This is a genomic window from Dactylosporangium sp. NPDC051485 (genome assembly GCF_040682015.1).
Classification (GTDB): domain Bacteria; phylum Actinomycetota; class Actinomycetes; order Mycobacteriales; family Micromonosporaceae; genus Dactylosporangium.
On the sequence record NZ_JBFAZW010000073.1, the window covers coordinates 1 to 22989 of the forward strand.

Below are 22989 nucleotides of genomic sequence, written 5' to 3' on the forward strand. Positions count from 1 at the left end.
AAACCCTCGGCTGGGACACCCCAGCCGAACGCCTCGCCCAGTTCCTCACCACCAACTGAAACGCCGTGTTGCAACGACCCCTGGAAACCACCGCCAGGAGAAATGTCCGGTATATCAGTAATCATGGCTTTCCTGACCCTAGCCTTGTAGCCCTGGCGTTGTGGCTAACTGCCATAGGGATTCGATGAGGGGGGTTGCAGGGTGCGTCTCTCCCAGGGGCGGCGGGTATGTTGCCGGTCGTGAGCAAGGGGCGGCAGTCGTTCGGGTCCGGACGATTTGGACGCCGGGGTGCGGTACGGCCAATTCCGCGGCCGGGCCTCATGCGCGTGCTCGATGGCGCGGGCCGGATGGTCGTGCTGTACGGAGGCGCCGGGGCGGGAAAGAGCACGCTGCTCGACGCCTGGGTGGCCGCCCGCAACGGGATCATGGTCGACGCATCCGGGCTCCGGGTTTCGGCCGACGGCGCGGTGGTCACGGCCGGCGGGGTGGCGGTCGGCGGGCCGTTGGCCGTCGACGGGGTCACCGCCGCCGATGGGGCGCTCCTTCGCCGATTGGCCCGGCGGGACTGCGTGGTGGTGGCCGCCGACGAGGACCCCGGGGTGGAAGAGGCCCTGCGGATCTCGGCGTGGGAGTTGGCGTTCGCGGAGGACGAGACGTACCAGGTGCTAGCGGGGGCGTTTGGCGACGCCGAGGCGGCCGACGAGCTGGCGCCCGACCTGCACCTGCTGCTGCACGGCTGGCCGGCGCTCGTGGCGCTGGCGGGAGTGTGGCTGGCGCAGCACCCGGCCGGTGAACGCCATCAGCGGTTGCGGAACTTGGCGCGCGTGGAGGAGCGGCTGGAGGAGTACCTCCTCGGCGCCGTGATCGACGGCCTCGACGACGGCGACCGGGAGGTGCTGCGCCGGCTGGCCCGGGTGCCCGCCGTCGACGCCCGGCTCGCCGATCGGCTCGACGTCACCGAGGATCTCGCCGCTGTGCCGCCCTTCATGCACGGGCTCTCCTGCCGACCCGGCTGGTTCGCCGTGGCCGACTCGTGGCGGGCCGCCGTCGTGCGCGCGCTGCCGATGCCGGAAGCCGAGGTGGCGGCGCTGCGCGCCACGTACGCGTCCGAGGCGCGGCGCCGCGCCGCCGGGTTCGTGCCCCGGGGTCCTGCCGAATAGCCGAGACGAATGCCGGGCCGGCGGCGCTGGGATCTGCTGACACAGTGGGGGATGGGTCAGGCGTGGCGACGCTGGGAGCCGTTGACGCGGTGGGGGATGAGTCACGGGCGGGCGGCGTGTAGACGAATGCCGGCCGGCGGCGCTGGGAGCCGCTGACGGGGTGGGGGATGGGTCAGGCGTGGGGCGGGGCCGGCATGTAGTCGGTCAGCAGGGCCGGGGTCAGGCCGGCGGCGGAGATGGCCTGCAGGGCCGCGATGAAGTCGTCGACGAAGCGGTCCCGGAAGTGCATCAGGATGATGTCGCCCTGCTTGACCGTGTTGCCCTCCTGGTAGCGCACGATGCCCTTGTCGACGGTCTCCTTCCAGAAGAAGCCGGCCTGCAGGCCGCAGTCGCGGGCGACCTTCAGCGTGGTGGCGTCCTTGTCGCCGAAGGGCGGGCGGAACAGGGTGGGGCGGCGGCCGTAGAGCTGGCCCAGCTGGTCGGCCGAGCCGCAGATCTCGCGGCGCTGGAAGTCGTAGGACTTGCCCTTGAGCTCCGGGTGGGTCAGGGTGTGCGCCTCGATGTCGGCGCCGGCGTCGCGCAGCTGCTTGAAGTACGCCGGATTGTCCTTGATTGCATTGATGGTCAGGAAGATCGTGACCTTCACGCCCGACTCGCGCAGCAGCTCGAGGGCCTCTGGGTGCTTCACCCAGCCGTCGTCGATGGTCAGGAAGGCCACCGGCTGGTCGGTCGGGATGCGCGCGTAGTAGGGGACGCCGGCGCCCTCCGGGAGGTTGATCCGGTGCGGGGGCGGGGGCGAGCCGAACTTCGGGAGGCGGTCGGCATAGGTGGTGCCCGGCGGCGCGGCGGCCGTGCTCTTCGACGCCGAGGGCTTCGGGGACGACTGGCCGCCGGTGGACCGCGGCGCGGTGGGGGAGTCGTCGGGGTCGTCGGTGTCGTCGTCGGACGGGCCGACGGAGGGACCGGTGGAGGGGCTGGCGGACGGGGCGGCGGTCGTGGTGCCGGCGCCATTCGCCTGGGAGTGGCCCGTGTTCTTGTCGCCGCAGGCGGTGAGCGCGACGGCCAGTGCGAGGCAGGCGCCGATGAGTGCGGCGACGCGGCGGGGCCGGGCGGTGGAGAGCACGGAACTGAGCCTATCGAGATGAAACGTGGTGCGGAGTACCCGTTTGGGGTATCCATGCCGGTGAACAAGCCCACCCCGGCGGCGCGCAACCTAGCCCGGCAGTGTGAACGTCTTGTCCCGCTGTCGCACGAGACCGTCCGTGAGCAGCCCGTCGAGGGCGCGGCGGCGTTGATCGGCGTCCGGCCAGACGGCGTCGAGGTGCTCCGCCGGGACCGGGTCGTCGCTGGCCCGCAGCACGGCCATGAGCAGCCCTCGCACGTATCGGTCTGTCCCGTGGTACCGCTGGGAACGTCTCGACGGCCCCTCCGACGGCGGCGATCCGGCCAGCCGCCACGCGCAGGCGCCGGTAAGCGGGCACTCCTCGCAGCGCGGGGCGCGGGCCGTGCAGACGATCGCGCCGAGCTCCATGAACGCGATCGAGGCGCGGGCCGCGGCCTCCTCGTCGCCGGGCAGCAGCGCCTCGACGGCCCGCAGGTCGGCCGGGGTGGTGTTGGCGCCGCCGTCGGCCTCGCCGGCCACCGCTCGGGCCACCACCCGGCGCACGTTGGTGTCGACCACCGGGTGGCGCTGGCGGAAGGCGAAGGCGGCCACCGCACGGGCCGTGTACGTGCCGATGCCGGGCAGCGCGAGCAGCGCCTCGACGTCGTCGGGGACCTCGCCGCCGTGCCGCTCCACGATCGCCGCGGCGCAGGCGTGCAGGCGCAGCGCGCGGCGCGGGTAGCCGAGCCGGTCCCAGGCCCGGATCGCCTCGCCGGGCGGGTCGGCGGCCAGGTGCGCGGGCGTCGGCCAGCGCTCCATCCACCGCTGCCACGCCGGCTCCACCCGGGACACCTGGGTCTGCTGCAGCATCACCTCGGATACCAGCACGCCCCAGGGCGAGGCGCCCGGCCGGCGCCAGGCGAGGTCGCGGGCGTTGGCCCCATACCATCGCGTGACGATCGACGCGACGGTGGTCTGTGTGTTCGATTCGATGGCGATACGCAAGGATAAGACGGTGAACGAGTTCGCCGTCACGGTCATCGGCCACGACCGGCCAGGCATCATCGCCGACGTCGCCGAGATCCTGGCCCGGCTGGGCCTCAACCTCACCGACTCGACGATGACCCGGCTGCGCGGGCACTTCGCGATGACGCTGGTCTGCGCGGGCCCGCCCACCGCCGAGGACGTCGAGGCGGCGCTCGAGCCGCTGACCACCGACCGGACGCTGCTGGTGAGCGTCCGCGGGGTCGTCGAGGAGCCGGCCCACGAGCCGGCCGGCAGCCACTACGTGCTCACCCTGCACGGCGCCGACCGCCTCGGCATCGTGGCGACGATCGCGCGGGCCGTGGCCGAGTCCGGCGGCAACATCACGGACCTCACGACCCGGCTGTCCGGGAGCCTGTACGTCGTGGTCGCCGAGCTCGACGTCGCTGACCCGGCGGTCCTCGACGTCGCCGTCCGCGCGGCCGCGCAGCGCCTCGGCGTCGACGTGACCCTGCGTCCGGCCGACGCGGACGTGCTGTGACCGGCGCCGTTCGTCCGGTCGTCCGCGCGCCCGACACGGTGCTGGGCACCCCCGGCGAGCCGGTCGACCCGACCGATCCGAAGATCCTGCAGCTCGCCGAGGACCTTGTGGCGACGATGCAGGTGTCGCCGGGCTGCGTCGGGCTGGCCGCGCCGCAGCTGGGGGTGAGCGCCCAGGTCTTCGCCGTGGACGTCACCGGCCACCCGAAGGCCCGCACGACGCACGGCGCGTTCGTGCTGTGCAATGCGCGGGTCGTCGAGGCGTCGCAGTGGCAGAAGGGGCGCGAGGGCTGCATGTCCGTGCCCGACCTCACCGGCGACGTCAAGCGGGCCAACCGACTGGTCGTGGCCGGCTTCGCTCCGGGCAGTACCGAAGAGATGGAGATCGTCACCGACGCCTTCGAGGCCCGTGCACTGCAGCACGAGATCGACCACTGCGCCGGGCTGATCTTCCTCGACCGGGTCGCGGGCGCGCACGCCGTGTATGCCCGCAAGGTCTATCTCTGAGCCGTCTACTCGGCGCGCCGCCCCGATCACTCGCCGTTCCCCCGATACGGTGAGTGCATCATGAAGCTGACGGTTGGCCGACACCCCGCCGGCGTCTACTGGCGGCGCCGAGCGATCGTCGGCGGGGTGATCCTGGTCGCTGCGGTGCTGCTGTGGACCTCGTGCGGCGGCAGCGACCCGAGTGACAGGAAGACCGCGTCGTCGGCGTCCGGCGGTGCTCCCACGTCCGCCCCGGCGGCACCGTCCGTGACGATCCAGGTCCCGACGACGGGCGACCCGGGCGCCACGACGACGTCCGGCCCGCCGGCCACGACGTCGCCCGCCGCGCCCGCCTTCGCGACCGTGCCGCCGTGCGCCGACGCCGACCTGTCGGTCGTGGCCACGCCGGACCAGGTGGTGCAGTTCCGCGGCGCTTACCTGAAGTTCATGCTGAAGATCAAGAACACCACGACCCACGACTGCGTGCGGGACATCGGCGCCGATGCCCAGGAGTTGTACCTCACCGTCGGCGCCGTCAAGATGTGGTCCTCGGACGACTGCGACGCGCCGAAGGGCACCCAGATGGCGGTGCTGAAGCCCTCGATCGAGGTGTCGTTCACCAACGTCTGGAACGGCAAGGCGACCAACGCCGGCTGCGCCAACAAGGCCACCCCACCGGCCGGCAAGTACGGCCTCGTCGGCCGCCTCGGCACCAAGATCAGCGAGCCGGTGCAGGTCCAGCTGACCTAACCCTTGTCGAGGTTGTTCGCGATCAGCACCTGGTCAGGGGCGAAGGCGGCGAGCTCGGCCAGCTGCCCCTCGGGGCTGCTCTGCGGGCCGGGTCGATACCGCACCAGCATCGGATGTCCGACCATCCGTAGACTGTGCAGGTGCCGATTGACCGCGAGCCCGGCAGGGGCGGCGCCAACACCGGCCTCATCGGGGGCTGGGCCGCCGCTCTGCCCGGCGCCGACCCAATGCGCGCCACGCTGGCCCTCATGGCCCCGGGCACCGCCCTGCGCGACGGCCTGGAGCGCATCCTGCGCGGCCGCACGGGCGCCCTCATCGTGCTCGGCCACGATCGCGTCGTCGAGCAGCTCTGCACCGGCGGCTTCCCCCTCGACGTGGAGTTCTCCGCCACCCGCCTCCGCGAGCTGTGCAAGATGGACGGCGCCGTAGTCCTGTCGAGTGACGGCACCAGAATCGTTCGCGCGGCCGTCCACCTCATGCCCGACCCGACGATCCCGTCCGAGGAGTCCGGCACCCGGCACCGCACCGCCGAGCGCGTGGCCAAGCAGACCGGGTATCCCGTCATCTCGGTGAGCCAGTCGATGCGCATCATCGGCCTGTACGTCAACGGCCAGCGCCACGTCCTCGACGACTCCGCCGCCATCCTTTCGAAGGCCAACCAGGCCCTGGCCACGCTGGAGCGGTACAAGCTCCGCCTGGACGAGGTGAGCGGCACCCTCTCCGCCCTGGAGATCGAGGACCTGGTGACGGTCCGCGACGCCGTGGCCGTCGTCCAGCGCCTGGAGATGGTGCGCCGCATCGCCGACGAGATCGCCGGCTACGTCGTCGAGCTGGGCACCGACGGCCGCCTCCTGGCCCTCCAGCTCGAGGAGCTGATGGCCGGGGTCGAGGCCGACCGCACCCTGGTCATCCGCGACTACGTCCCGACCGGCCGCCGCGCCCGCTCCTCGGACGACGCCACCGAGGAGCTCGACGCCCTCTCGGCCACGGAGCTCATCGACCTGGTGGCCGTGGCCAAGTCCCTGGGCTATCCGGGCGCCAGCGACGCGCTGGACGCCGCCGTCTCCCCGCGCGGCTTCCGCCTGCTGGCCAAGGTCCCGCGGCTGCCGTCCCTGGTGGTGGAACGCCTGGTGGAGCACTTCGGCAGCCTGCAGCGCCTGCTGGGCGCCACCGTGGAGGACCTTCAGGCCGTGGAGGGCGTGGGCGACGCGAGGGCGAGGGGCGTCCGCGAGGGCCTCTCCCGCCTGGCCGAGGCCTCGATCCTCGAACGCTACGTCTAGGGCCTCATCCTGCTGCGCACGTCCGTGTCTGGACTTCGCATTCCGCTCCTACCCCAGTGATGAAACAGGCCCCCTAGACGTCCTCGGCGGTTGCCTTCACCGCGTAGTGCAGTGCCGTCCGGACGTCGTTGACCTCCAGGACCCGCATTCCCGGCGGCGTGACCCCGGTCGCGGCCGGGCCGCAGCCGGGTGGCACCAGCGCGAAGCGGAAGCCCAGGCGCGCCGCCTCCGCCAGCCGCCGCGGAACCGCGCCCACCCGGCGCACCTCACCCGTGAGCCCGACCTCACCGATCGCTACGAGGTCGGGCGGCATGGGCAGCTCGTGGGCCGCGGACGCCGCCGCAAGGGCCAGGGCCATGTCCGCGGCGGGCTCGGTGACCCGCAGTCCGCCGACGGTCGCCGCATACACCTCCCGGTCGTGCAGCTGGATGCCCGCCCGCCGCTGCAGCACCGCCAGCACCATGGCCAGGCGGGCCGAGTCGAGGCCGCTCACCGTGCGCCGCGGCGACCCCGGCATCTGGGCCCCGATCAGGGTCTGCACCTCGGTGACGAGGGCCCGGCGGCCCTCCATGGCGACGCAGACGCAGGTGCCGGAGACGGCGTCGGCGTAGCGGGTCAGGAACAGGCCGCTCGGGTCGGGGAGGCTGGTGATCCCGCCCTCGTGCATCTCGAAGCAGCCGACCTCGTCGGCGGCGCCGAAGCGGTTCTTCAGGCCGCGGACCATCCGCAGCGAGGAGTGCTTGTCGCCCTCGAAGTTGAGGACCACGTCGACGAGGTGCTCCAGGACGCGGGGGCCGGCGACGTTGCCGTCCTTGGTGACGTGCCCCACGAGCACGGTCGCGAGGCCCCGCTCCTTGGCCACGGCGACCAGGGCCGCGGTGACCGCGCGGACCTGGGTGACGCCCCCGGCCACGCCGTCGACGCCGGGGGCCGAGACGGTCTGCACCGAGTCGAGGATGAGCAGGCCGGGCTTGACCGCGTCGAGGTGGCCCAGCACCGCGGACAGGTCGGTCTCGGAGGCCAGGTAGAGCCGCTCGTGGAGGGCGCCGATGCGCTCGGCCCGCAGCCGGACCTGACTGGTCGACTCCTCGCCGCTGACCACAAGCGAGGGGCTCTCGCCCTGCACGGCCCACTGCTGGGCCACGTCGAGCAGGAGCGTGGACTTGCCGACGCCGGGCTCGCCGGCCAGGAGGACCACGCCGCCGGGGACGATGCCGCCGCCGAGGACCCGGTCGAACTCGCCGACGCCGGTCGGGCGGGCCTTGGCCGGGGCGGCGCTGATCTCGGCGATCGGGCGGGCCGGCTCGAGCGGGGCCCGGGAGGGCACGGCCCGCAGGGCGACCGGGCCGGCCGCGGCGCCCCCGGCGAGCTCGAGGATGGCTCCCCACTCACCGCACTCCGGGCACCGGCCCATCCACTTGGGAGGCCGATGCCCGCAGACGTCGCATTCGAAGGTCGCGGACCTGGTCTTCGTCACACCCTGAAGCTAACGGAGGGGTATGACAAAAACGTGGGTCACTCGCCGCCGTTCTCGTGCTTCACGACCGGGCTGGGCTTCGGCAGCGGGGTGAGCGGCGTGGTCATCGGCAGGTTCTGCAGCTCGATGGTGGTGGTCTTGCCGTCGGCGTAGGTGAAGGTGAACTTCACGTTCTTCAGCGAGCCGCCGGACAGCAGCGGGGCGCCGGACAGCTTGTCCACGGCCAGGTAGGTGCCGCTGTTGTGGCTCAGCACGACGATGCCGGCCACCGGGATCGGCACGGAGATCTCCGAGGAGCCGGCCGAGGTCGGCGCCGGCGCCGCGCTCGGGGCCTCGGACTCGGCCACCGCCGACTCGGACGACGACGCGCCGGCGGAGGGCTTCTTCGTGCCGGACAGGGTCGGCGAGGCGCCGGCGTGCGTTGAGGACGGGCTCGGCGACGCGGCGGCGGCCGCGGCCTTCGTGCCGCCGACCAGCACGAACGTGCCGTTGTCGCTGGTCACGCCGGTGAGCTTGACGGCCTGGGTGCTGTTGTTGAACAGCCGCACGTTGATCGGGACGGTCGAGCCCGGCTTGTACTGGTCGGCGTAGACCACGACCCCGTCGCGGAGCGCGATCAGGCCGTCCTTGCTGTTCGCGTTGATCCCGGGGACGGCGGGGACCTGGGCGTCGGTCTGGGTGATCTGCCCGGACCCGCAGGCGGAGAGCAGGCCGACGCCGAGTGCGGCCGATGCCAGGAGCGCGGCGCGCAGCACCGTGCGGCGGCCAGTCAACGGCGTGGCCGGAATCGAACGCGTCACCTTGGGTCCTCCAAATCAAGGGGTGGCCGCACTACAGCCTAGATGCCGTTGATCGGCCGATTACGCCCACCCTGGCAATGGTGACTCAATCCAGATTCAGGCCGCTGATCAGGAGAAATACCACATCGATCAACGCCACCGCGATGACGGACAGGAAGGGGGCCCGCGACGCGGGGTCGCGGCTCATGCGGTACCAGCCCCAGGAAAGGGCGATGAGCGCGGCCGCGAGGGCCGGCCAGAACAGCACCGGCGGCGGCCCCGGCGGCCCGAACGCGAGCGCCGCGGTCGCCGCGAGCAGCAGCCCGGCGGCGGCCGCCAGCGACCCGCGCCGCCCGAGCAGGTGCGGCAGGCCGCGCACCCCCGTCCGCGCGTCGTCGTCGAGGTCGGGCAGCGTGTTGACGAAGTGGGCGCCCGCGCCGAGCAGGCCGCCGGCGGCCAGCAGCCACAGCGGTGGCGTCTTGCCCGCACCGAGCACCACGAACGCCGGCAGGCAGGTGAACGACACCGCGTACGGCAGCACCGACACCGGCGTCGACTTCAGCGGCCAGTCGTAGAGCAGCGCCGAGGCCAGCGCCAGCGCGCCGACGAGCCCCGCCCGGGGGCCCGAGAGGAAGCCCAGCGGCACGCACGCGACCGCGGCCAGCGCGCCGAGGGCGAACACCAGGCGGCGGGAGACCTTCCCGGCCGCGACCGGCTTGTCCGTGCGCCCGGCGGCGGCGTCGCGGGGCGCGTCGAGGGCGTCGTTGACCCACCCGATGCAGAGCTGGCTCGCCAGTACCGCCGCGGCCGCCGCGACGACGCCGGACGCCGATCGGTCGAGGCCGATGGACAGCAGGGCGGCCACCGCGGTGACGCCGGCCGCGGGCTCCGGATGGCTCGCCCGTAGTAGCGAGATCGCAACCGACATTCGGCAAGTGTGGCCGTCAAAGGGGTTCCATGTCAGGCTCATCTCATGCGCTCGGCGCGGCGGGCTCGCAATGACCCCGGTCAGTACGACGAGCTGGCCGGCGAGTGGTGGCGCCCGGGCAGCCCGCTGTCGATGCTGTACTGGCTGGCCCGGGCCCGTGCGCGGCTGATACCGCCCGCGCAGCGCCCCGGCGCCGTGCTGGTCGACCTGGGCTGCGGCGGCGGGCTGCTCGCCCCGCACATCGCCGGCAAGGGGTACGTCCACGTCGGCGTCGACCTGATCGCCTCCGGCCTCGAGCAGGCCGCCGCGCACGGCGTCGTGCCGGTGCGCGCCGACGTGCGGCGCCTGCCCCTGGCCGACGGCTGCGCCGACGTGGTGAGCGCCGGCGAACTGCTGGAGCACGTCCCCGACCTGCCGGCCGTGGTCGCCGAGGCCTGCCGGATCCTGCGCCCGGGCGGCTGGCTGGTGCTCGACACCCTGGCCGACACGGCGCTGTCCCGCCTGGTCGCGGTGCGGCTGGCCGAGGCGCTGCTGCCCGCCGTGCGCGGCATCCACGACCCGGCCCTGTTCGTCGACCCGCGGCGGCTGCGCCGCGAGTGCGCCCGCCACGGCGTGGCGCTCGACGTGCGGGGCGTCCGCCCGACCCTGCCCTCGCTCGCCCGCTGGCTGGTGACCCGCCGCAACCCCGTGCCGATCGTGCCGACGTTCTCGACCGCGATTCTCTACCAGGGTCGCGGCAGGAAGGGGACCTAGTGACGGGTGCCGCCATCGCGGGCATGCACGTGACCTATCCCGGAACGATGCGCCAGGACGAGGCGTGGGACGGGTACTTCCAGCGGCACTACGACGGGCCCCGGCGCGGGCTGGCCAAGCGGATCTTCGCCAACTCCGGCGTCGTCACCCGGCACGCCGCGGTGAACCCGCTGGTCGAGGACGCGTCGTCGTGGTCGACGGCGAGGCGCATGGGGCGGTACCTCACCGAGGCCCTCCCGCTGGGCAAGGACGCCGTCGCCGGCGCGCTGGACGCCGCCGGCCTGCGCCCGGACGAGATCGGGCTGTTCGTCGTGTGCTCCTGCACCGGCTACGCCACGCCCGGCCTCGACATCCTGCTGGCCCGCGACCTGGGCATGGCGGCCGACACGCAGCGGCTGTTCATCGGGCACATGGGCTGCTACGCCGCGCTGCCCGGGCTCGGCGCCGCATCGGACTACGTCGTGTCGCGGGGCCGGCCCGCCGTGCTGCTCTGCCTGGAGCTCACCAGCCTGCATGTGCAGCCGCCGAGCGACGACCCGCAGCAGATCGTGGCCCACGCCCTGTTCTCCGACGCCGCGGCGGCCGTCGTCCTGGTACCGGGCCCGGCCGGCGCCGGCGTCACCGACATCGCCGCCGTCACCGACACCGCGACCGCCGACCACATGACCTGGGACGTCACCGATCTCGGGTTCCGCATGGGCCTGTCGCCGAAGGTCCCCGACGTGCTGTCGATCTACGTGGCCGACCTGGTCGGGCGGCTGCTCGGGCCGGTGGGGCTGAGCCCGGCGGACGTCGACGGCTGGGCCGTGCACCCCGGCGGCCCCCGCATTCTCGACGTCGCGCGGGACCGGCTCGCCCTGCCGGAGTCGGCGCTGGCCGAGTCCCGCGACACGCTGGCCGCGCACGGTAACTGCTCCTCGCCGACGGTACTGCTGATCCTCGACGCCCTGCGCCGCCGCGCGGCCGGCCCGCCGCGCACGACGGTGGCCCTGGCCTTCGGCCCCGGCCTCACCCTCTACGGCGTGCTACTTCAGCTGTGACAGCTCGGCGCTGAAGTCGTCCGGCGTCGTCACGGCCTTGATCACCTTGACGGTGTGGCCGTCGCCGTTGACCAGCACCGCGGCGCTGGTGCGGTCGTTGGTCAGGGCCGGCACCGTGGCCCGCACCGAGTTGTTGGGGTCGGCCAGGGCGCGGACGGTCGCCTTCGAGCCGAGACCCTCCGGCAGGGTGGGCGCCCGGGTGGCCACCACGAGCACGTTGACCGTCCCCGCCGCCGCGGCCGCCTCGGCGGTACTGCGGATCAGCTTCTCGCAGCTGCAGCCCTCGACGAGCAGGATGACCGCCGGGGTGAGCCCCTTGAGCGACACCGGCGCGCCGTCCGGTGCCTCCAGGCTGACCTCGGCCAGCGAGACGCTGACCGGCGCCGTCGTCGGCGGCCCGACGTGCGGGGCGGTCTTCGCTGCCCGCCCGGGCCACGCCACCGCGAACAGGCTCACCAGCGTCGCGATGACGGCGATCGACATGATCAGCAGGGGTACGGCGAGACCCGGCGAATCGTCCGTGGTCCGGCGGGTGGGCTCGGGCCTCAGGTGCAGCCGGCGGCGCCAGCGGCGGCGGATTGCCGTCCTGCGGAATTGCCGGCGGATGGGAGCGCCTTCGCGATCGAGTGCGCCGGCATCGTCGGGAATGATGATCGTTCCCCACTCAGGCGGCAGGTCGGGCAGGCCACCGCCCTCTTGTGGCCGCTCACCACCGCCGTTGTCATCGCGCAGCGTGCCCATCGCTGTTCTCCTCGCACCTGCCTCAACTTTCCCTCACGCGACGGTTCCGCGCCAGAGGGTGACTCCATCGAGCTCTATGCGTACCATCTACGCTCCGCTGCTGGTCAAGTCACGCAGAGTGTTCGTACTGGACGCCCCGCGCACCCGGCGGGACACTTGCCGTAATCAATCGGATATGTCCGACTGCCAGGTCATTTGTGCGTGCGGTGGGTTGTTGATCCGCTACCGAGCAGGTTCCACGATTCCTGTCAAGCGGGAGAAAGGGGACTCACATGTGTTCTGACCTGCGCGAATGCTGCTCTCCGAGGTGGGACGACAGCGCGTGACCGTGTTACCCTAGACACAGCGAAAGGGGTTTCGAACCTATGGTTTTCAGTGTCGGCGAGACCGTTGTCTACCCCCACCACGGGGCCGCACTCATCGAGGCAATCGAGACTCGCGTCATCAGGGGCGAGGAGAAGCAGTATCTCGTCCTCAGGGTCGCTCAGGGTGACCTGACGGTGCGGGTGCCCGCCGAAAACGCCGAAATCGTCGGCGTGCGCGAGGTGGTTGGCGAGGAAGGCCTGACCAAGGTCTTCGACGTCCTCCGCGCTCCGCACACCGAGGAGCCGACCAACTGGTCGCGGCGGTACAAGGCGAATCTGGAGAAGCTGGCCTCCGGCAATCCGCTCAAGGTCGCTGAGGTCGTGCGTGACCTGTGGCGTCGCGATCGTGAGCGCGGTCTGTCGGCCGGCGAGAAGCGCATGCTTGCCAAGGCTCGGGACATCCTTGTCGGCGAGGTGGCGCTCGCCGAGAAGAGCACCAAGGACGAGGCGGAGACGCTGCTCGACAAGGTGCTGACCGAGGCCTGACATTCCAGCCCGGCTATCCCTTCGATCGAGGACCGCGACGTGACGGCGCACGCGACTGTGCGTGGTGACGTCGCGGTCCTCGTGCCTGCGGCCGGCATGGGGATCCGACTCGGACCCGGCGGCCCCAAGGCACTTCGCCTCTTGGGCGGCGAGCCACTGCTCGTGCACGCCGTGCGCCGCCTGGCGCTCGCGCCGAGCGTCGGCTGCATCGTGGTCGCCGCGCCGGCCGACGCGGTCGCCGACGTGGTCGCGCTCCTGGCGCCCGTCGCGCCGGTGACGGTCGTCGCCGGCGGGGCCACCCGGCAGGCCTCCGTGGCCGCGGCGCTGGCCGCCGTGCCGGAAGATTTCGAGATCGTGCTGGTCCATGACGCCGCGCGGGCGCTGACTCCACCGGAGCTGGTGGAGTCGGTTGCGGCGGCGGTACGTGGGGGGCACGGCGCGGTCATACCCGTTCTACCGGTGGTCGACACCATCAAGCGGGTCTCCGATTCGGGTTCCGTGGTGGAGACCGTGGATCGCTCCGTGCTGCGGGCCGTGCAGACGCCCCAGGGCTTCCGGCGCGACGCGCTGGTCAAGGCGCACGAGGCGGCCGTGGACGAGCACACGGACGACGCGGGGATGGCGGAGCGGATCGGCATCCCGGTGCACACGGTCCCGGGCGCCGAGGAGGCCCTGAAGATCACCCGGCCCTTCGACCTGGCCGTGGCGGAGCTGCTGCTCTGATTCGCCGGACTCCCGGTGTTTTGCACGAAATGTCGGGCGCGCCGCGCCACGACATTTCGGACTTATACCCTGTCAGGTTATAAATACGATAAGTCGCGGCGCGGAGCGCCCGACTTATCGATATGCGGCTTTTGCCGGGTTCTCCGCCGAGTTCTCGATGACCGTCCGGATCTTCGGCGCTCACCTGCCGCTCGGCCGGCCCGCGCCCCTCCCGCCTCGTCGTCGGTGGGGGCGCTGTTGGCTGGGCTGGTCGCCGTACACGTGCGGCAGTAAAAAGCGCCGGGAAACTAGGCGGCGGCGGGGGCGCCGGCGCAGGACTTGCGCGGGCGGCGGCGCCACAGCAGGAAGCTGCCGATCGAGCCGCCGATGCCCAGGGTGGCGATCATCACGCCGGCGATGGACATGCCCATCGCGTCGCCGCGGGCCGTCGCGGCGCCCAGGGCGGAGTAGGCCAGGGTGGCGGGCAGGGCGCCGAGGACGGTGCCGGCGAGGAACGGGCGCGTGCGCACGCTCGTCGTGCCGAAGACGTAGTTCGCGATGCCGAAGGGCACCACCGGGATCATCCGCGAGATCACGATCGCCAGCATGCCGCGCTTGGCGACGGCCTGCTCCATGGCCAGGAAGCGGCCGCTGAGGTGGCGGGCCATGAAGTCGCGGCCCAGCAGGCGGCCGATCGAGTGCGCGATCAGCGCGCCCAGCGTCACGCCCACCATGATGTAGACGGCGCCGCCCACGAAGCCGAAGAGGACGCCGCCCACGCCGGCCAGCAGCGTCCGGGGGGCCAGCGCCGTGGTCAACACGGCCGAGCCCGCGACCGCGATGAACGGGGCCATCGGGTGGTTCGGGCCGATCGCGTGGATGAGGGACGCCTTGTTGGGGTGAACGATGATGATCACCGCGGACAGGGTCGCCACGAGGAGAGCCAGCAGACCGAAGCGAAGTGCGGCTCCGGTGCGCCACCACGGCTTGTGGCTCGTCGGGGTCGTCAGGTCGCTGCGCACCCGTCCCAGCCTAGGCCGGATGTGCCACCGTGCCGACCCCTGCGACGCGTCGGCAACCGGAAGTTCACGGCCGCGAACCGAACGTCGTACCCTGCCGACGTGATGTTGATCGGCAACGGCACCGATGTGCATGCCTTCGAATCCGGCCGCGAGTGCTGGGTCGCCGGCCTCAGGTGGGACGGCGTCGACGGGCTCGCCGGGCACTCCGACGGCGATGTCGCCGCCCACGCGATCTGCGACGCGCTGCTGTCCGCGGCCGGGTTGGGGGATCTGGGGGCGAACTTCGGCACCGGGCGGCCGGAGTGGGCCGGCGCCTCCGGCGTCACCCTGCTGCGCGAGACGGCCCGCAGGGTGCGCGCCGCCGGCTACGAGATCGGCAACGCCTCCGTGCAGGTCATCGGGGTGAAGCCGAAGGTCGGCACCCGGCGCGCCGAGGCCGAGAAGACCCTCCACGACGCGATCGGCGCCACCGTACGGCTGTCCGGCACCACCACCGACGGCCTCGGATTCACCGGCCGGGGTGAGGGGCTGGCCGCCTCCGCCGTAGCGTTGATCTACCCGATCGAGAAGGAGGAGTAGATGAACGACACCCTGCAAGAGCTGCTCGACCGCCGGGCGTTCCTGGTGCTGAGCACGCTCAACCCGGACGGCGCCCCGCAGAGCAGCGTGATCTGGGGCAAGCACGACGACGGCGACGTCGTCTTCTCGACGATCCGCGGGCGGCGCAAGACCCTGAACATGGAGCGCGACCCGCGGGTGTCGATCTGCGTGTACGACCCGGCGAACCCGTACCGCTACGTCGAGGTCCGCGGCACGGTCACCCTCACCGAGGAGGACGGGCCGGCGTTGATCGACGACCTCAGCCGGGCGTACGTCGGCCAGCCCTGGGCCGAGCCCGACCCCGACAGCGTGCGGGTGGTGTGCCGGGTGAGCGCCACGAAGTACACCGAACACTAACCGTTGCGCGACCAGGTCCATGCGTAGCCGGTGTCCTCGATGGTGAGCGCCGGCTCGCACAGGTCGAGCGGCCGGAAGGTGTCGACCATGACCGCCAGCTCGTCGAACGCCTCGGCGCCGATCGCACGTTCGACCGCGCCCGGCTGCGGTCCGTGCGTGAAGCCGCTCGGGTGCAGCGAGATGGAGCCCTGCTCGATGCCCGATCCGCGCCGGGCCTCGTAGTTGCCGCCCGTGTAGAACAGCACCTCGTCCGAGTCGACGTTGTGGTGGTTGTACGGCACCGGGATGGCCAGCGGGTGGTAGTCCACCTTGCGCGGCACGAACGAGCAGATCACGAAGTTCGGGCCCTCGAAGGTCTGGTGCACCGGCGGCGGCTGGTGCACGCGCCCGGTGATCGGCTCGAAGTCGTGGATCGAGAACGCCCACGGGTACACGCACCCGTCCCACCCGACGACGTCGAACGGGTGATTTGCGTAAATGTGCTCGGTCCAGCCCCGCCGGTGCTGCACCAGCACGGAAATGTCGTACCCCTCCACGAGGATGGGCGCCGAGGGGCCACGCAGATCCCGTTCGCAGTAGGGGGCGTGCTCCAGGAACTGTCCACGCACGGAGAGATAGCGCCGCGGGGGTCCGATGTGTCCAGTCGCCTCGATCGCCAGCAACTTCACCGGCCCGTCCTTGGGCACCAGCCGATGGATGACCGACGTCGGGATGATCGCGTAGTCGCCCTCGGTCAGTTCGAGCACGCCGAAGGTGGTCTCCAGGGTGAGCGCCCCGGCCGAGACGTAGAGGCACTCGTCGCCGACCGCGTTGCGGTAGAGCGGCGACGGCTCCGTGGCCTGCACATAGGAGATCCGCACGTCGTCGTTGGCCAGCAGGTGCTGGCGCCCGAGCACCGCGTCGACCTTGTCGCCGGCGAGCTTGCCGGTCTGCAGGTGGCGCGGCTTGAGCGGCCGGTTCGGCACCCGCGACCAGGCCGGCGGGTCGAAAGGGACCGCCGAGATGATCGCCGTCGGTCGATGGCGGTGGTAGAGCAGCGAGGAGTCGCTCGAAAAACCCTCCTGCCCCATCAGCTCTTCGGCGAACAACGAGCCGTCCGGCTGGCGAAACTGGGTGTGGCGCTTCGGCGGCACCTCGCCGACGCGGCGGTAGTACGGCATCACGGTCCTCCCAAGCGGAGTGTCCGGATAACGGACGAAGTTGTCCGCCCTGTAAAGCGTCCACTAGATTCGGAAGCCGTGTCAAACGCAGTGCCACCCCTGCTGACCGCCCTGGTCGACGATGCCGCCGTGTTCCCGCCCGGGAGCGCGGCCCTCACCGACGCCTTGCCCGCGCACGCGAACCACCGCGCGGCCTGGTATGCGCCGCTCGTCGGCCCGCTGCTGATCCCCGTGGCCGAGCGCGACGCCTTCCGCGCCGTCGCCCCGCCGGGGACCGCCGTCGGGCTGGTCGGGGAGCCCGGCTCGGTCGAGGCCGCCCTGGGGGACCTCCCCGCCGGCACCTGCCAGATCGAGAGCCCGGTGGCCAAGCGGGGCGAGGACCCGCGCCCCGGCATCGAGCGGCTCGCCGCGCTCATGAGGAAGCGCGAGGAGCCTTGGCAGTGGTACCTCGAGGTGCCGCTCGCCTGGGGCCTGATGTCCGCGCTCGACCTCATCGCGGCGCTGCGCGCCGAGGGCCTGCCCATCGCCGCCAAGCTGCGCACCGGCGGCCTCGCCGCGGAGCTCTTCCCGACGCCGGTGGAGCTCGCCGCCGTCATCTGCGCCTGCCGCGACCGCGGCCTGCCGTTCAAGCTCACCGCCGGCCTGCACCACGCGGTCCGGCGCACCGACGCCGAGACCGGCCTGGTCCACCACGGCTTCCTCAACATCCTGGCCGCGGTGCTGGCCGCCGCCGACGGCGCCGAGCCCGCCGAACTGGCCGGCGTGCTGTCCGTCACCGAGCCGTATCCGCTGGCCGAGCGGGTCCGCCCGGCCCTGGGTCGCGAGCGGCCGCTCTGGGTGGCGTTCGGCAGCTGCAGCGTCCAGGACCCGGTGGCCGACCTCGTCGCCCTCGGCCTGCTGGAGCGTCCGCGCCCCACCCCCGACCCTCCGACCGTGCCGGGTTCTGCACCGGGCGGTGCGGGGTGAGCGCGGCGGGCTGGCTGGAGCTGGCGGACGACGACCCGTTCGGGGTGCACAACCTGCCGTACTGCGCGTTCGGGCAGGACCGGTTCCGGGGGACCGGGGTGCGGATCGGCGACCGGATCCTCAACCTGGCCGCGGCCGAGGAGCGGGGGCTGGTCGACGCGGGCGGCGCGTTGCTCGGGCAGGGCACCCTCAACCGGTTCATGAGCGCCGGCCGGCCGGCCTGGGCCCGGGTCCGGGAGCGGCTGACCGAGCTGCTGAGCGCGGGGCGGCACCGGGATGTGGTCGAGCCGCTGCTGCTGCCGATCGCGCGGGTGCGGCTGGGGCTGCCGTTCGAGGTGGCCGACTACGTCGACTTCTACTCCTCGCAGGAGCACGCGACCAACCTCGGGCGCCTGTTCCGGCCCGGCGGCGAGCCGCTGCTGCCCAACTGGAAGCACCTGCCCGTCGGCTACCACGGGCGGGCCGGCACGGTGGTCGTCTCCGGCACCGACATCCCCCGCCCGCACGGCCAGCGCAAGGCGCCCGACGAGGCCGGGCCGGCGTTCGGGCCCTCGCAGCGGCTGGACGTCGAGGCGGAGGTCGGGTTCGTGGTCGGGGTGCCGTCCGAGGGGCCGGTCGCCGTCGATGACTTCCGGGCCCACGTGTTCGGCGCGGTGCTCGTCAACGACTGGTCGGCGCGGGACCTGCAGGCGTGGGAGTACCAGCCGCTGGGGCCGTTCCTGGGCAAGTCCTTCCGCACGTCGATCTCGCCCTGGGTGGTGCCGCTCGACGCGCTCGACGCGGCCCGGGTGGCGGGGCCGGCGCAGGAGCCGGAGGTGTTGCCCTACCTGCGGGCGGCGGAGCACCACGGGTACGACATCGACCTCGAGGTCCGGTGGAACGGCACCCCGGTGTCGCGGCCGCCGTTCGCCGGCCTGTACTGGACCCCCGCCCAGCAGCTGGCCCACATGACGGTCAACGGCGCCTGGGTGCGCACCGGCGACCTGTATGCCTCGGGCACCGTCTCCGGCCCGGCCCCCGACCAGACCGGCTCCTTCATCGAGCGCACCTGGAACGGCGCCCGGCCGGTCCGGCTCGACGACGGCACGACCCGCACGTTCCTGCTCGACGGGGACACCGTGACCATCACCGGCACCGCCCCGGGCCCGGGCGGCGCGCGCATCGGCTTCGGGGAGGTGACCGGCACGATCACCAAGCCCGAGTGACCGGGCCCGCGTCGCACGAAAACTGAGCCACGGGGGATCGCGCCGCGGGGTAGCCCGGCCGCCTCGAGCAGCTGCGCGGGGCCGGCAAGACCATCGCCCTGGCCACGCTGCTCTCTGAGCGCCCGGGGTCCGGGGAGTAGCCCCCTGGCCGCCGGGCGAGCACCCGCGTGACGGGCAGCATCGGCCTCGCAAGCGCCCCGTCCCGGGAGCGCCGGCCTCGCGGGAGTGCCGGCGTCGCGGGTGGGTCCGCGGCCCGCGACCGCCAGTCCCGCGAGCGATCGTCTCGCAGGGAATGCCGGCCTTGCGGGAGGGTCCGCCTCGCGGGTGAGCGTCCGTGTCCCCGGGGGAGGTCCCCCGCTCATGGACCCCGACTTCCTGTACGAGAACCTGGCTACTGGTCCGCCGGCGCACAGGCGGTTCTGGCCGCCTACTTCTCCTCCGAGCACGGATTCGACAACCCGCGCTGATGGGTGCACGCGCGGAGCGTGGCGTTGGCCACGCTGGGGCGCAGGCCGTTGCGGGTGCGGCGGGCGGCGGGGCCGGCAGTCCGGCGGGTGGCGCGGAGCGGGACGTGCGGGCGGGATTGGTCACGGTGCGGTGGGAGGCGGGTGTGAGTCTTCTGCGGACCGGCGGTCGCCGTGAGGGAATCGCGACATACGCCGGGTATGGTGCCCCGCGGAGGTGGTTATGGGGACGGCTCGGGCGGGGCTGCGCCGGCTGGTGTCGCCGCGCAGCTGGTCGCGGCCGGTGCGCTTCGTGTGCACGGGGCTGCTCGTCCTCGTGGTGGCGGCGGCGATGGGGATCACGGCGTACCGGACGTTGAAGCCGGCCGAGACGGTGAGCCGGGCCGACAAGCCGGTGCCGTCGCCGGAGCCGATCAAGGCCATCCAGTACTCGGAGCTGGCGTCGGCGCCGCTGATCGTCGAGGGGCGGCTGCGGGTCTACGCCGAGCAGTGGCGGGTGTTCGCGGACACGCCGGTGACGGCGCAGCGGATCAACACGCCGCACTGGTCGTACCGGCGGTGGCCGGCCGAGGTCGTGTCGATGGTCGAGGTGGAGAAGCCGGCCAGCGGGGTCGGGATGTCGGTCGTGGTGACCAAGTGGTCGGACGGGGAGATCGTCGCGCTGGACGCCGAGAAGGGCGACATCGTCTGGCAGGCGAAGATCGAGCCGGCCGACGGGGAGTCGTTCAAGGGGCGGCGGACCGGGGCGAAGGCCGTGTGGGCGCCCGAGGACCTGTTCGTGTCGGCGTCGGCGGTGGACAAGCAGCCGGTCGTGATCGCGACCGGCAAGGACGTGGTCCAGGGGATCGACCCGGTCAACGGGGACATCCGGTGGTCGCGGTCGTTCGCGGCCGAGCCCGGGTGCCGGACCAACGACTGGACGAGCGCGGAGCTGTACTTCGCCAAGAACACCTGCGCGAAGCCGGCCACGCTGGAGATCTACGACGCGGCCAGCGGGGTCCCGCTCAGCACCTGGCGGCCGCCCGGCGCCTCGCTCGGCAGCGACAGCGTCAGCAACTGGTTCGTCGAGCCCACGTCCTGCCAGCTCGGGCGGTCCGGCTGCGCGCTGTTCAAGGCCGCGCCGACCGGGGACGTCGTGACGTACACCGACGCGGCCTCCGGGGTGGGGACCGGCACGGCGGCGTACTGGTCGGTCGGGGCCGACCATGTGGTCAAGCCGGAGCCTGTCGCGGACAAGGACACCGTGGTGGTGGTCGGGGACGTGATCGCGCAGGAGATGACCGGGGGGTACATCTGGGCCTTCTCCCGCGCGACCGGCAAGCGGCTGTGGATGTCGGAGGTCGCCGGGAAGCTCATCGGCGCCGACCAGCGCAACGTCTACGTGATCAACAGGGAGTACCAGCTGCTGGTGCTCAACCTGGAGACCGGGGCGGTCACGTCGAGCACCGAGCTGCGCATCCGGCCCGCGGACCGGTTCGTCTTCAGCCTGTACTACCTGCACGCGGGGTACCTGGTGATCGAGCGGCTGCAGAACACCAAGGAGTCGGAGATCGACGACCGGTACTACTTCAGCCAGGACACCGTCGTGCTGGTGGGGATCGGGTAGAGCACCACGCTGAGGGTTAGAGCACCACGCTGAGGAAGGCGTCGTTCTCCGAAGGGGTGCCGATCGTCACGCGCACGCCGTCGCCCTGGAAGGCGCGCACGATCACGCCCGCCTGCTCGCAGGCGGCGGCGAACTCGGCGGAGCGGTCGCCCAGCGGCAGCCAGAAGAAGTTCGCCTGGGTCTCCGGCACATCGGGGTACACCTTCCGGACCGCCTCGACCACCCGGGACCGCTCGGTGACGACCAGGTCGACCCGCCGGAGCATCTCGGGCTCCGCGGCGAGCGCGGCGAGCGCGGCGGCCTGGGCGGGCAGCGAGGTGGAGAACGGCGTGATGACCTTGCGCACGGCCGCGGCCACCGCGGGCGCGCCGATCAGGTACCCGATGCGCAGGCCGGCCAGGCCCCATGCCTTCGACATGGTGCGCAGGACGACGACGTTGGGGCGGTCGCCGTACTCCACCAGCCCGTCGGGCACCGCGGGGTCGGTGACGAACTCGCGGTACGCCTCGTCCAGCGCCACCAGCACGTTGTCCGGCACCTTGTCGAGGAACGCGTCGAGCTCGGCCTTGCGCACCGCCGTGCCGGTCGGGTTGTTCGGGTTGCACACGATGACCAGCCGGGTGCGCTCCGTGATCGCGGCCGCCATCGCGTCCAGGTCGTGGCCGTGCGTCACGGTGTTCGGCACCCGGACGCTGGTCGCCGCGGTGGTGGCGCCGATGATGGGGTACGCCTCGAAGGAACGCCACGCGTAGACCGCCTCGTCGCCGGGCAGGCAGGTCACGCGGAACAGGTGCTCGAAGAGCGCGACCGAGCCGCAGCCGGTGGCGATCCGCTCCGGGTCGACGCCGAGGCGCTCGGCCAGCCGCCCGCGCAGTTCGGTGACGCCCATGTCGGGGTACCGGTGCACGCCCGCGACGGCCGCGGTCACCGCCTCCACGACGCCGGGCAGCGGACCGTAGGGCACCTCGTTGCTGGCCAGCTTGATCGCGCCCGGCACCGAGCGGCCGGGGACGTAGGCGGGGAGGGCGTCGAGGTCGGGGCGGGTGAGGCTCATGGCTGTTCTCCGGCGTTGGTGGGCTCTGCGGTGGAAGGCGCGGTGCTGTCGGTGGCGACCACGACGGTGCCGGCCGAGCGATCGTGGAAGGCGCGGCGCAGCGGCCAGTCGATCACGGGCGAGAGGCTGTCGACGAACTGCAGCAGGAAGCCGACGCCGCAGGTCCACAGCAGCACGGACAGGCCCAGCGGGTTCCAGCGCCGGATCGCCCGGCCGAAGCCGATCGGCTGCTCGCTGTCCAGGCCGACGACCTTGATCTTGAGCAGCCACTTGCCGAGCGTCTGGCCGCTGTTGGCGGTGGCCGGCACCTCGTAGGCGAACCACACCGCGGCGATGAGGACCAGGATCACCACCAGCAGGGAGCTGCCCCGCTCGGAGGTGGCCAGGTCGCCCATCGGCTCGTTGGCCATTGCCCGGCGCCAGATCTCGGCCATGACCGGGCCGACGTCCCTGATGTACTGATAGATGAACCAGCCGGTGATCACCGCGTTGAGCAACGCGACCGCGACGATGTCGATGAGCCGGGCGAGCAGCCGGGCGCCCAGCGACGCGACGGCGTGCCCGTGCGGGCGGGCCGCCAGCGGCGCGGCCTGCGGCGGCAGGAGCACCTGCACCGCGCCGGCCGGCAGGTTGCCCTGGTGGCGCAGTCCGGGCGGCAGCGGCGTGCCCGGCGGCAGGACGATCGCGCCCGGCGGCAGCTGCCCGGGCGGGAAGCCACCCGGCGGGATCGGCGTGCCCGGCGGCAGCACCACCGCGCCCTGTGGCAGCGCGGCGCCGGGCGTGGTGACGACCGGGCCCGGTCCGGCGGGCGCCGGCGCCGGCGGCGCGACGGGCGGCTCCGGCGGTGTCACCACCGGTGGCTCCGCCGGGGCCGGCTCGGACGCCGGGACCGGCTCGCCGATCCAGCCCTCGCCGTCCCAATACCGCTGGACGTCGGTATCCGCAGGGTCCTTGTACCACCCGGGCGCTGTCACGCCTCCGC

The 22989-nt window shown here is 72.6% G+C and carries 25 protein-coding genes; 14 read left to right on the forward strand and 11 right to left on the reverse strand.

The features are described from left to right. The first annotated feature begins 320 nt into the window (after positions 1-320). Positions 321-1160, forward strand: coding sequence for a hypothetical protein (locus AB0M46_RS33660; RefSeq protein ID WP_363342736.1), 840 nt, complete (start codon positions 321-323; stop codon positions 1158-1160). 172 nt (positions 1161-1332) lie between these two features. On the opposite strand, the gene AB0M46_RS33665 is transcribed toward AB0M46_RS33660, so the two are convergent. Both AB0M46_RS33665 and AB0M46_RS33670 read right to left on the reverse strand, forming a co-directional pair. After that, positions 1333-2283 (reverse strand): polysaccharide deacetylase family protein, encoded by a 951-nt coding sequence (locus AB0M46_RS33665; protein ID WP_363342738.1) that lies wholly within the window; start codon positions 2281-2283, stop codon positions 1333-1335. A gap of 90 nt (positions 2284-2373) precedes the next feature. Beyond that, positions 2374-3261: an A/G-specific adenine glycosylase gene (locus AB0M46_RS33670; protein WP_363342840.1), complete on the reverse strand. Its 888-nt coding sequence runs from the start codon at positions 3259-3261 to the stop codon at positions 2374-2376. 16 nt (positions 3262-3277) lie between these two features. Here AB0M46_RS33670 and AB0M46_RS33675 point away from each other — a divergent pair, with 16 nt between their 5' ends. The 3 genes from AB0M46_RS33675 to AB0M46_RS33685 are packed head-to-tail and all read left to right on the forward strand — an operon-like array spanning position 3278 to position 5022. Then, complete coding sequence (locus tag AB0M46_RS33675) at positions 3278-3787, forward strand: ACT domain-containing protein (protein ID WP_363342740.1); 510 nt, start codon at positions 3278-3280, stop codon at positions 3785-3787. Next, positions 3784-4293, forward strand: coding sequence for a peptide deformylase (locus tag AB0M46_RS33680; RefSeq protein WP_363342742.1), 510 nt, complete (start codon positions 3784-3786; stop codon positions 4291-4293). Before AB0M46_RS33675 ends, AB0M46_RS33680 begins: the two co-directional genes overlap by 4 nt. A 60-nt stretch (positions 4294-4353) precedes the next feature. Next, entirely contained in the window at positions 4354-5022 is a 669-nt protein-coding gene (locus AB0M46_RS33685) for a hypothetical protein (RefSeq protein WP_363342744.1), read from the forward strand. On the opposite strand, the gene AB0M46_RS33690 is transcribed toward AB0M46_RS33685, so the two are convergent. Further along, the gene (locus AB0M46_RS33690) at positions 5019-5147 is read right to left on the reverse strand and encodes a hypothetical protein (protein ID WP_363342746.1); all 129 of its coding nucleotides are present in this window, start codon (positions 5145-5147) and stop codon (positions 5019-5021) included. The two genes, AB0M46_RS33685 and AB0M46_RS33690, sit on opposite strands and share 4 nt — an antisense overlap. A gap of 102 nt (positions 5148-5249) precedes the next feature. Between AB0M46_RS33690 and disA the strand changes: the two genes are divergently transcribed. Then, positions 5250-6302, forward strand: a complete 1053-nt coding sequence (disA, locus tag AB0M46_RS33695) for a DNA integrity scanning diadenylate cyclase DisA (RefSeq protein ID WP_363342842.1) — start codon at positions 5250-5252, stop codon at positions 6300-6302. Between the two features lie 73 nt (positions 6303-6375). Here the strand turns inward: disA and radA are convergent, their stop codons facing one another. The 3 genes from radA to AB0M46_RS33710 all read right to left on the reverse strand — a co-directional run bounded on the left by radA (position 6376) and on the right by AB0M46_RS33710 (position 9486). After that, positions 6376-7779, reverse strand: a complete 1404-nt coding sequence (gene radA / locus AB0M46_RS33700; RefSeq protein ID WP_363342748.1) for a DNA repair protein RadA — start codon at positions 7777-7779, stop codon at positions 6376-6378. 38 nt (positions 7780-7817) lie between these two features. Next, on the reverse strand, positions 7818-8579 hold the full coding sequence (locus AB0M46_RS33705; protein ID WP_363342750.1) for a hypothetical protein: 762 nt from the start codon (positions 8577-8579) through the stop codon (positions 7818-7820). 85 nt (positions 8580-8664) lie between these two features. Beyond that, positions 8665-9486 carry a UbiA family prenyltransferase gene (locus tag AB0M46_RS33710; RefSeq protein ID WP_363342752.1) on the reverse strand — a complete coding sequence of 274 codons (822 nt, stop codon included), beginning with the start codon at positions 9484-9486 and terminating at the stop codon, positions 8665-8667. Between the two features lie 45 nt (positions 9487-9531). Here AB0M46_RS33710 and AB0M46_RS33715 point away from each other — a divergent pair, with 45 nt between their 5' ends. Both AB0M46_RS33715 and AB0M46_RS33720 read left to right on the forward strand, forming a co-directional pair. Next, positions 9532-10239 (forward strand): methyltransferase domain-containing protein, encoded by a 708-nt coding sequence (locus tag AB0M46_RS33715; protein ID WP_363342753.1) that lies wholly within the window; start codon positions 9532-9534, stop codon positions 10237-10239. Between the two features lie 23 nt (positions 10240-10262). After that, positions 10263-11279: a type III polyketide synthase gene (locus AB0M46_RS33720; protein WP_363342843.1), complete on the forward strand. Its 1017-nt coding sequence runs from the start codon at positions 10263-10265 to the stop codon at positions 11277-11279. Here the strand turns inward: AB0M46_RS33720 and AB0M46_RS33725 are convergent. Further along, positions 11265-12020, reverse strand: a complete 756-nt coding sequence (locus AB0M46_RS33725) for a hypothetical protein (RefSeq protein WP_363342755.1) — start codon at positions 12018-12020, stop codon at positions 11265-11267. The two genes, AB0M46_RS33720 and AB0M46_RS33725, sit on opposite strands and share 15 nt — an antisense overlap. Before the next feature lie 365 nt (positions 12021-12385). Between AB0M46_RS33725 and AB0M46_RS33730 the strand changes: the two genes are divergently transcribed. Together AB0M46_RS33730 and ispD are read left to right on the forward strand one after the other, a co-directional pair. Further along, positions 12386-12871, forward strand: coding sequence for a CarD family transcriptional regulator (locus tag AB0M46_RS33730; RefSeq protein WP_344617800.1), 486 nt, complete (start codon positions 12386-12388; stop codon positions 12869-12871). Positions 12872-12910: 39 nt separating this feature from the next. Continuing rightward, positions 12911-13594, forward strand: coding sequence for a 2-C-methyl-D-erythritol 4-phosphate cytidylyltransferase (ispD, locus tag AB0M46_RS33735; protein ID WP_363342757.1), 684 nt, complete (start codon positions 12911-12913; stop codon positions 13592-13594). 287 nt (positions 13595-13881) lie between these two features. On the opposite strand, the gene AB0M46_RS33740 is transcribed toward ispD, so the two are convergent. Then, positions 13882-14595 (reverse strand): VTT domain-containing protein, encoded by a 714-nt coding sequence (locus tag AB0M46_RS33740; RefSeq protein ID WP_363342759.1) that lies wholly within the window; start codon positions 14593-14595, stop codon positions 13882-13884. Positions 14596-14697: 102 nt separating this feature from the next. Between AB0M46_RS33740 and ispF the strand changes: the two genes are divergently transcribed. After that, positions 14698-15174, forward strand: a complete 477-nt coding sequence (gene ispF, locus AB0M46_RS33745; protein ID WP_363342844.1) for a 2-C-methyl-D-erythritol 2,4-cyclodiphosphate synthase — start codon at positions 14698-14700, stop codon at positions 15172-15174. Further along, positions 15175-15552: a PPOX class F420-dependent oxidoreductase gene (locus AB0M46_RS33750; protein ID WP_363342761.1), complete on the forward strand. Its 378-nt coding sequence runs from the start codon at positions 15175-15177 to the stop codon at positions 15550-15552. On the opposite strand, the gene AB0M46_RS33755 is transcribed toward AB0M46_RS33750, so the two are convergent. Further along, entirely contained in the window at positions 15549-16712 is a 1164-nt protein-coding gene (locus AB0M46_RS33755) for a homogentisate 1,2-dioxygenase domain-containing protein (RefSeq protein WP_363342763.1), read from the reverse strand. The genes AB0M46_RS33750 and AB0M46_RS33755 overlap by 4 nt on opposite strands. Positions 16713-16790: 78 nt before the next feature. Here AB0M46_RS33755 and AB0M46_RS33760 point away from each other — a divergent pair, with 78 nt between their 5' ends. The 3 genes from AB0M46_RS33760 to AB0M46_RS33770 all read left to right on the forward strand — a co-directional run bounded on the left by AB0M46_RS33760 (position 16791) and on the right by AB0M46_RS33770 (position 20953). Next, entirely contained in the window at positions 16791-17678 is an 888-nt protein-coding gene (locus AB0M46_RS33760; protein ID WP_363342765.1) for a hypothetical protein, read from the forward strand. Beyond that, positions 17675-18883 (forward strand): fumarylacetoacetase, encoded by a 1209-nt coding sequence (gene fahA, locus AB0M46_RS33765; RefSeq protein ID WP_363342767.1) that lies wholly within the window; start codon positions 17675-17677, stop codon positions 18881-18883. The genes AB0M46_RS33760 and fahA overlap by 4 nt, the downstream gene beginning before the upstream one ends. 687 nt (positions 18884-19570) lie before the next feature. Next, positions 19571-20953 carry a PQQ-binding-like beta-propeller repeat protein gene (locus tag AB0M46_RS33770; RefSeq protein WP_363342769.1) on the forward strand — a complete coding sequence of 461 codons (1383 nt, stop codon included), beginning with the start codon at positions 19571-19573 and terminating at the stop codon, positions 20951-20953. A 16-nt stretch (positions 20954-20969) separates the two neighbouring features. Here the strand turns inward: AB0M46_RS33770 and hisC are convergent, their stop codons facing one another. Together hisC and AB0M46_RS33780 are read right to left on the reverse strand one after the other, a co-directional pair. Then, on the reverse strand, positions 20970-22007 hold the full coding sequence (gene hisC, locus AB0M46_RS33775; protein WP_363342770.1) for a histidinol-phosphate transaminase: 1038 nt from the start codon (positions 22005-22007) through the stop codon (positions 20970-20972). After that, a complete protein-coding gene (locus AB0M46_RS33780; RefSeq protein WP_363342772.1) occupies positions 22004-22981 on the reverse strand; it encodes an RDD family protein in 978 nt (325 codons plus the stop codon). The genes hisC and AB0M46_RS33780 overlap by 4 nt, the downstream gene beginning before the upstream one ends. Positions 22982-22989 lie beyond the last annotated feature (8 nt).

Bases quoted from the DNA above. Each gene is read 5' to 3' on its own strand.
- AB0M46_RS33710 (WP_363342752.1), bottom strand. From the start codon at position 9,486: ATGTCGGTTGCGATCTCGCTACTACGGGCGAGCCATCCGGAGCCCGCG.
- AB0M46_RS33715 (WP_363342753.1), top strand. From the start codon at position 9,532: ATGCGCTCGGCGCGGCGGGCTCGCAATGACCCCGGTCAGTACGACGAG.
- AB0M46_RS33685 (WP_363342744.1), top strand. From the start codon at position 4,354: ATGAAGCTGACGGTTGGCCGACACCCCGCCGGCGTCTACTGGCGGCGC.
- AB0M46_RS33725 (WP_363342755.1), bottom strand. From the start codon at position 12,020: ATGGGCACGCTGCGCGATGACAACGGCGGTGGTGAGCGGCCACAAGAG.
- hisC (WP_363342770.1), bottom strand. From the start codon at position 22,007: ATGAGCCTCACCCGCCCCGACCTCGACGCCCTCCCCGCCTACGTCCCC.
- AB0M46_RS33750 (WP_363342761.1), top strand. From the start codon at position 15,175: ATGAACGACACCCTGCAAGAGCTGCTCGACCGCCGGGCGTTCCTGGTG.
- AB0M46_RS33730 (WP_344617800.1), top strand. From the start codon at position 12,386: ATGGTTTTCAGTGTCGGCGAGACCGTTGTCTACCCCCACCACGGGGCC.
- AB0M46_RS33660 (WP_363342736.1), top strand. From the start codon at position 321: ATGCGCGTGCTCGATGGCGCGGGCCGGATGGTCGTGCTGTACGGAGGC.
- AB0M46_RS33720 (WP_363342843.1), top strand. From the start codon at position 10,263: ATGCACGTGACCTATCCCGGAACGATGCGCCAGGACGAGGCGTGGGAC.
- AB0M46_RS33770 (WP_363342769.1), top strand. From the start codon at position 19,571: ATGGGGACGGCTCGGGCGGGGCTGCGCCGGCTGGTGTCGCCGCGCAGC.
- AB0M46_RS33690 (WP_363342746.1), bottom strand. From the start codon at position 5,147: ATGGTCGGACATCCGATGCTGGTGCGGTATCGACCCGGCCCGCAGAGC.
- ispF (WP_363342844.1), top strand. From the start codon at position 14,698: ATGTTGATCGGCAACGGCACCGATGTGCATGCCTTCGAATCCGGCCGC.
- disA (WP_363342842.1), top strand. From the start codon at position 5,250: ATGCGCGCCACGCTGGCCCTCATGGCCCCGGGCACCGCCCTGCGCGAC.
- AB0M46_RS33755 (WP_363342763.1), bottom strand. From the start codon at position 16,712: ATGCCGTACTACCGCCGCGTCGGCGAGGTGCCGCCGAAGCGCCACACC.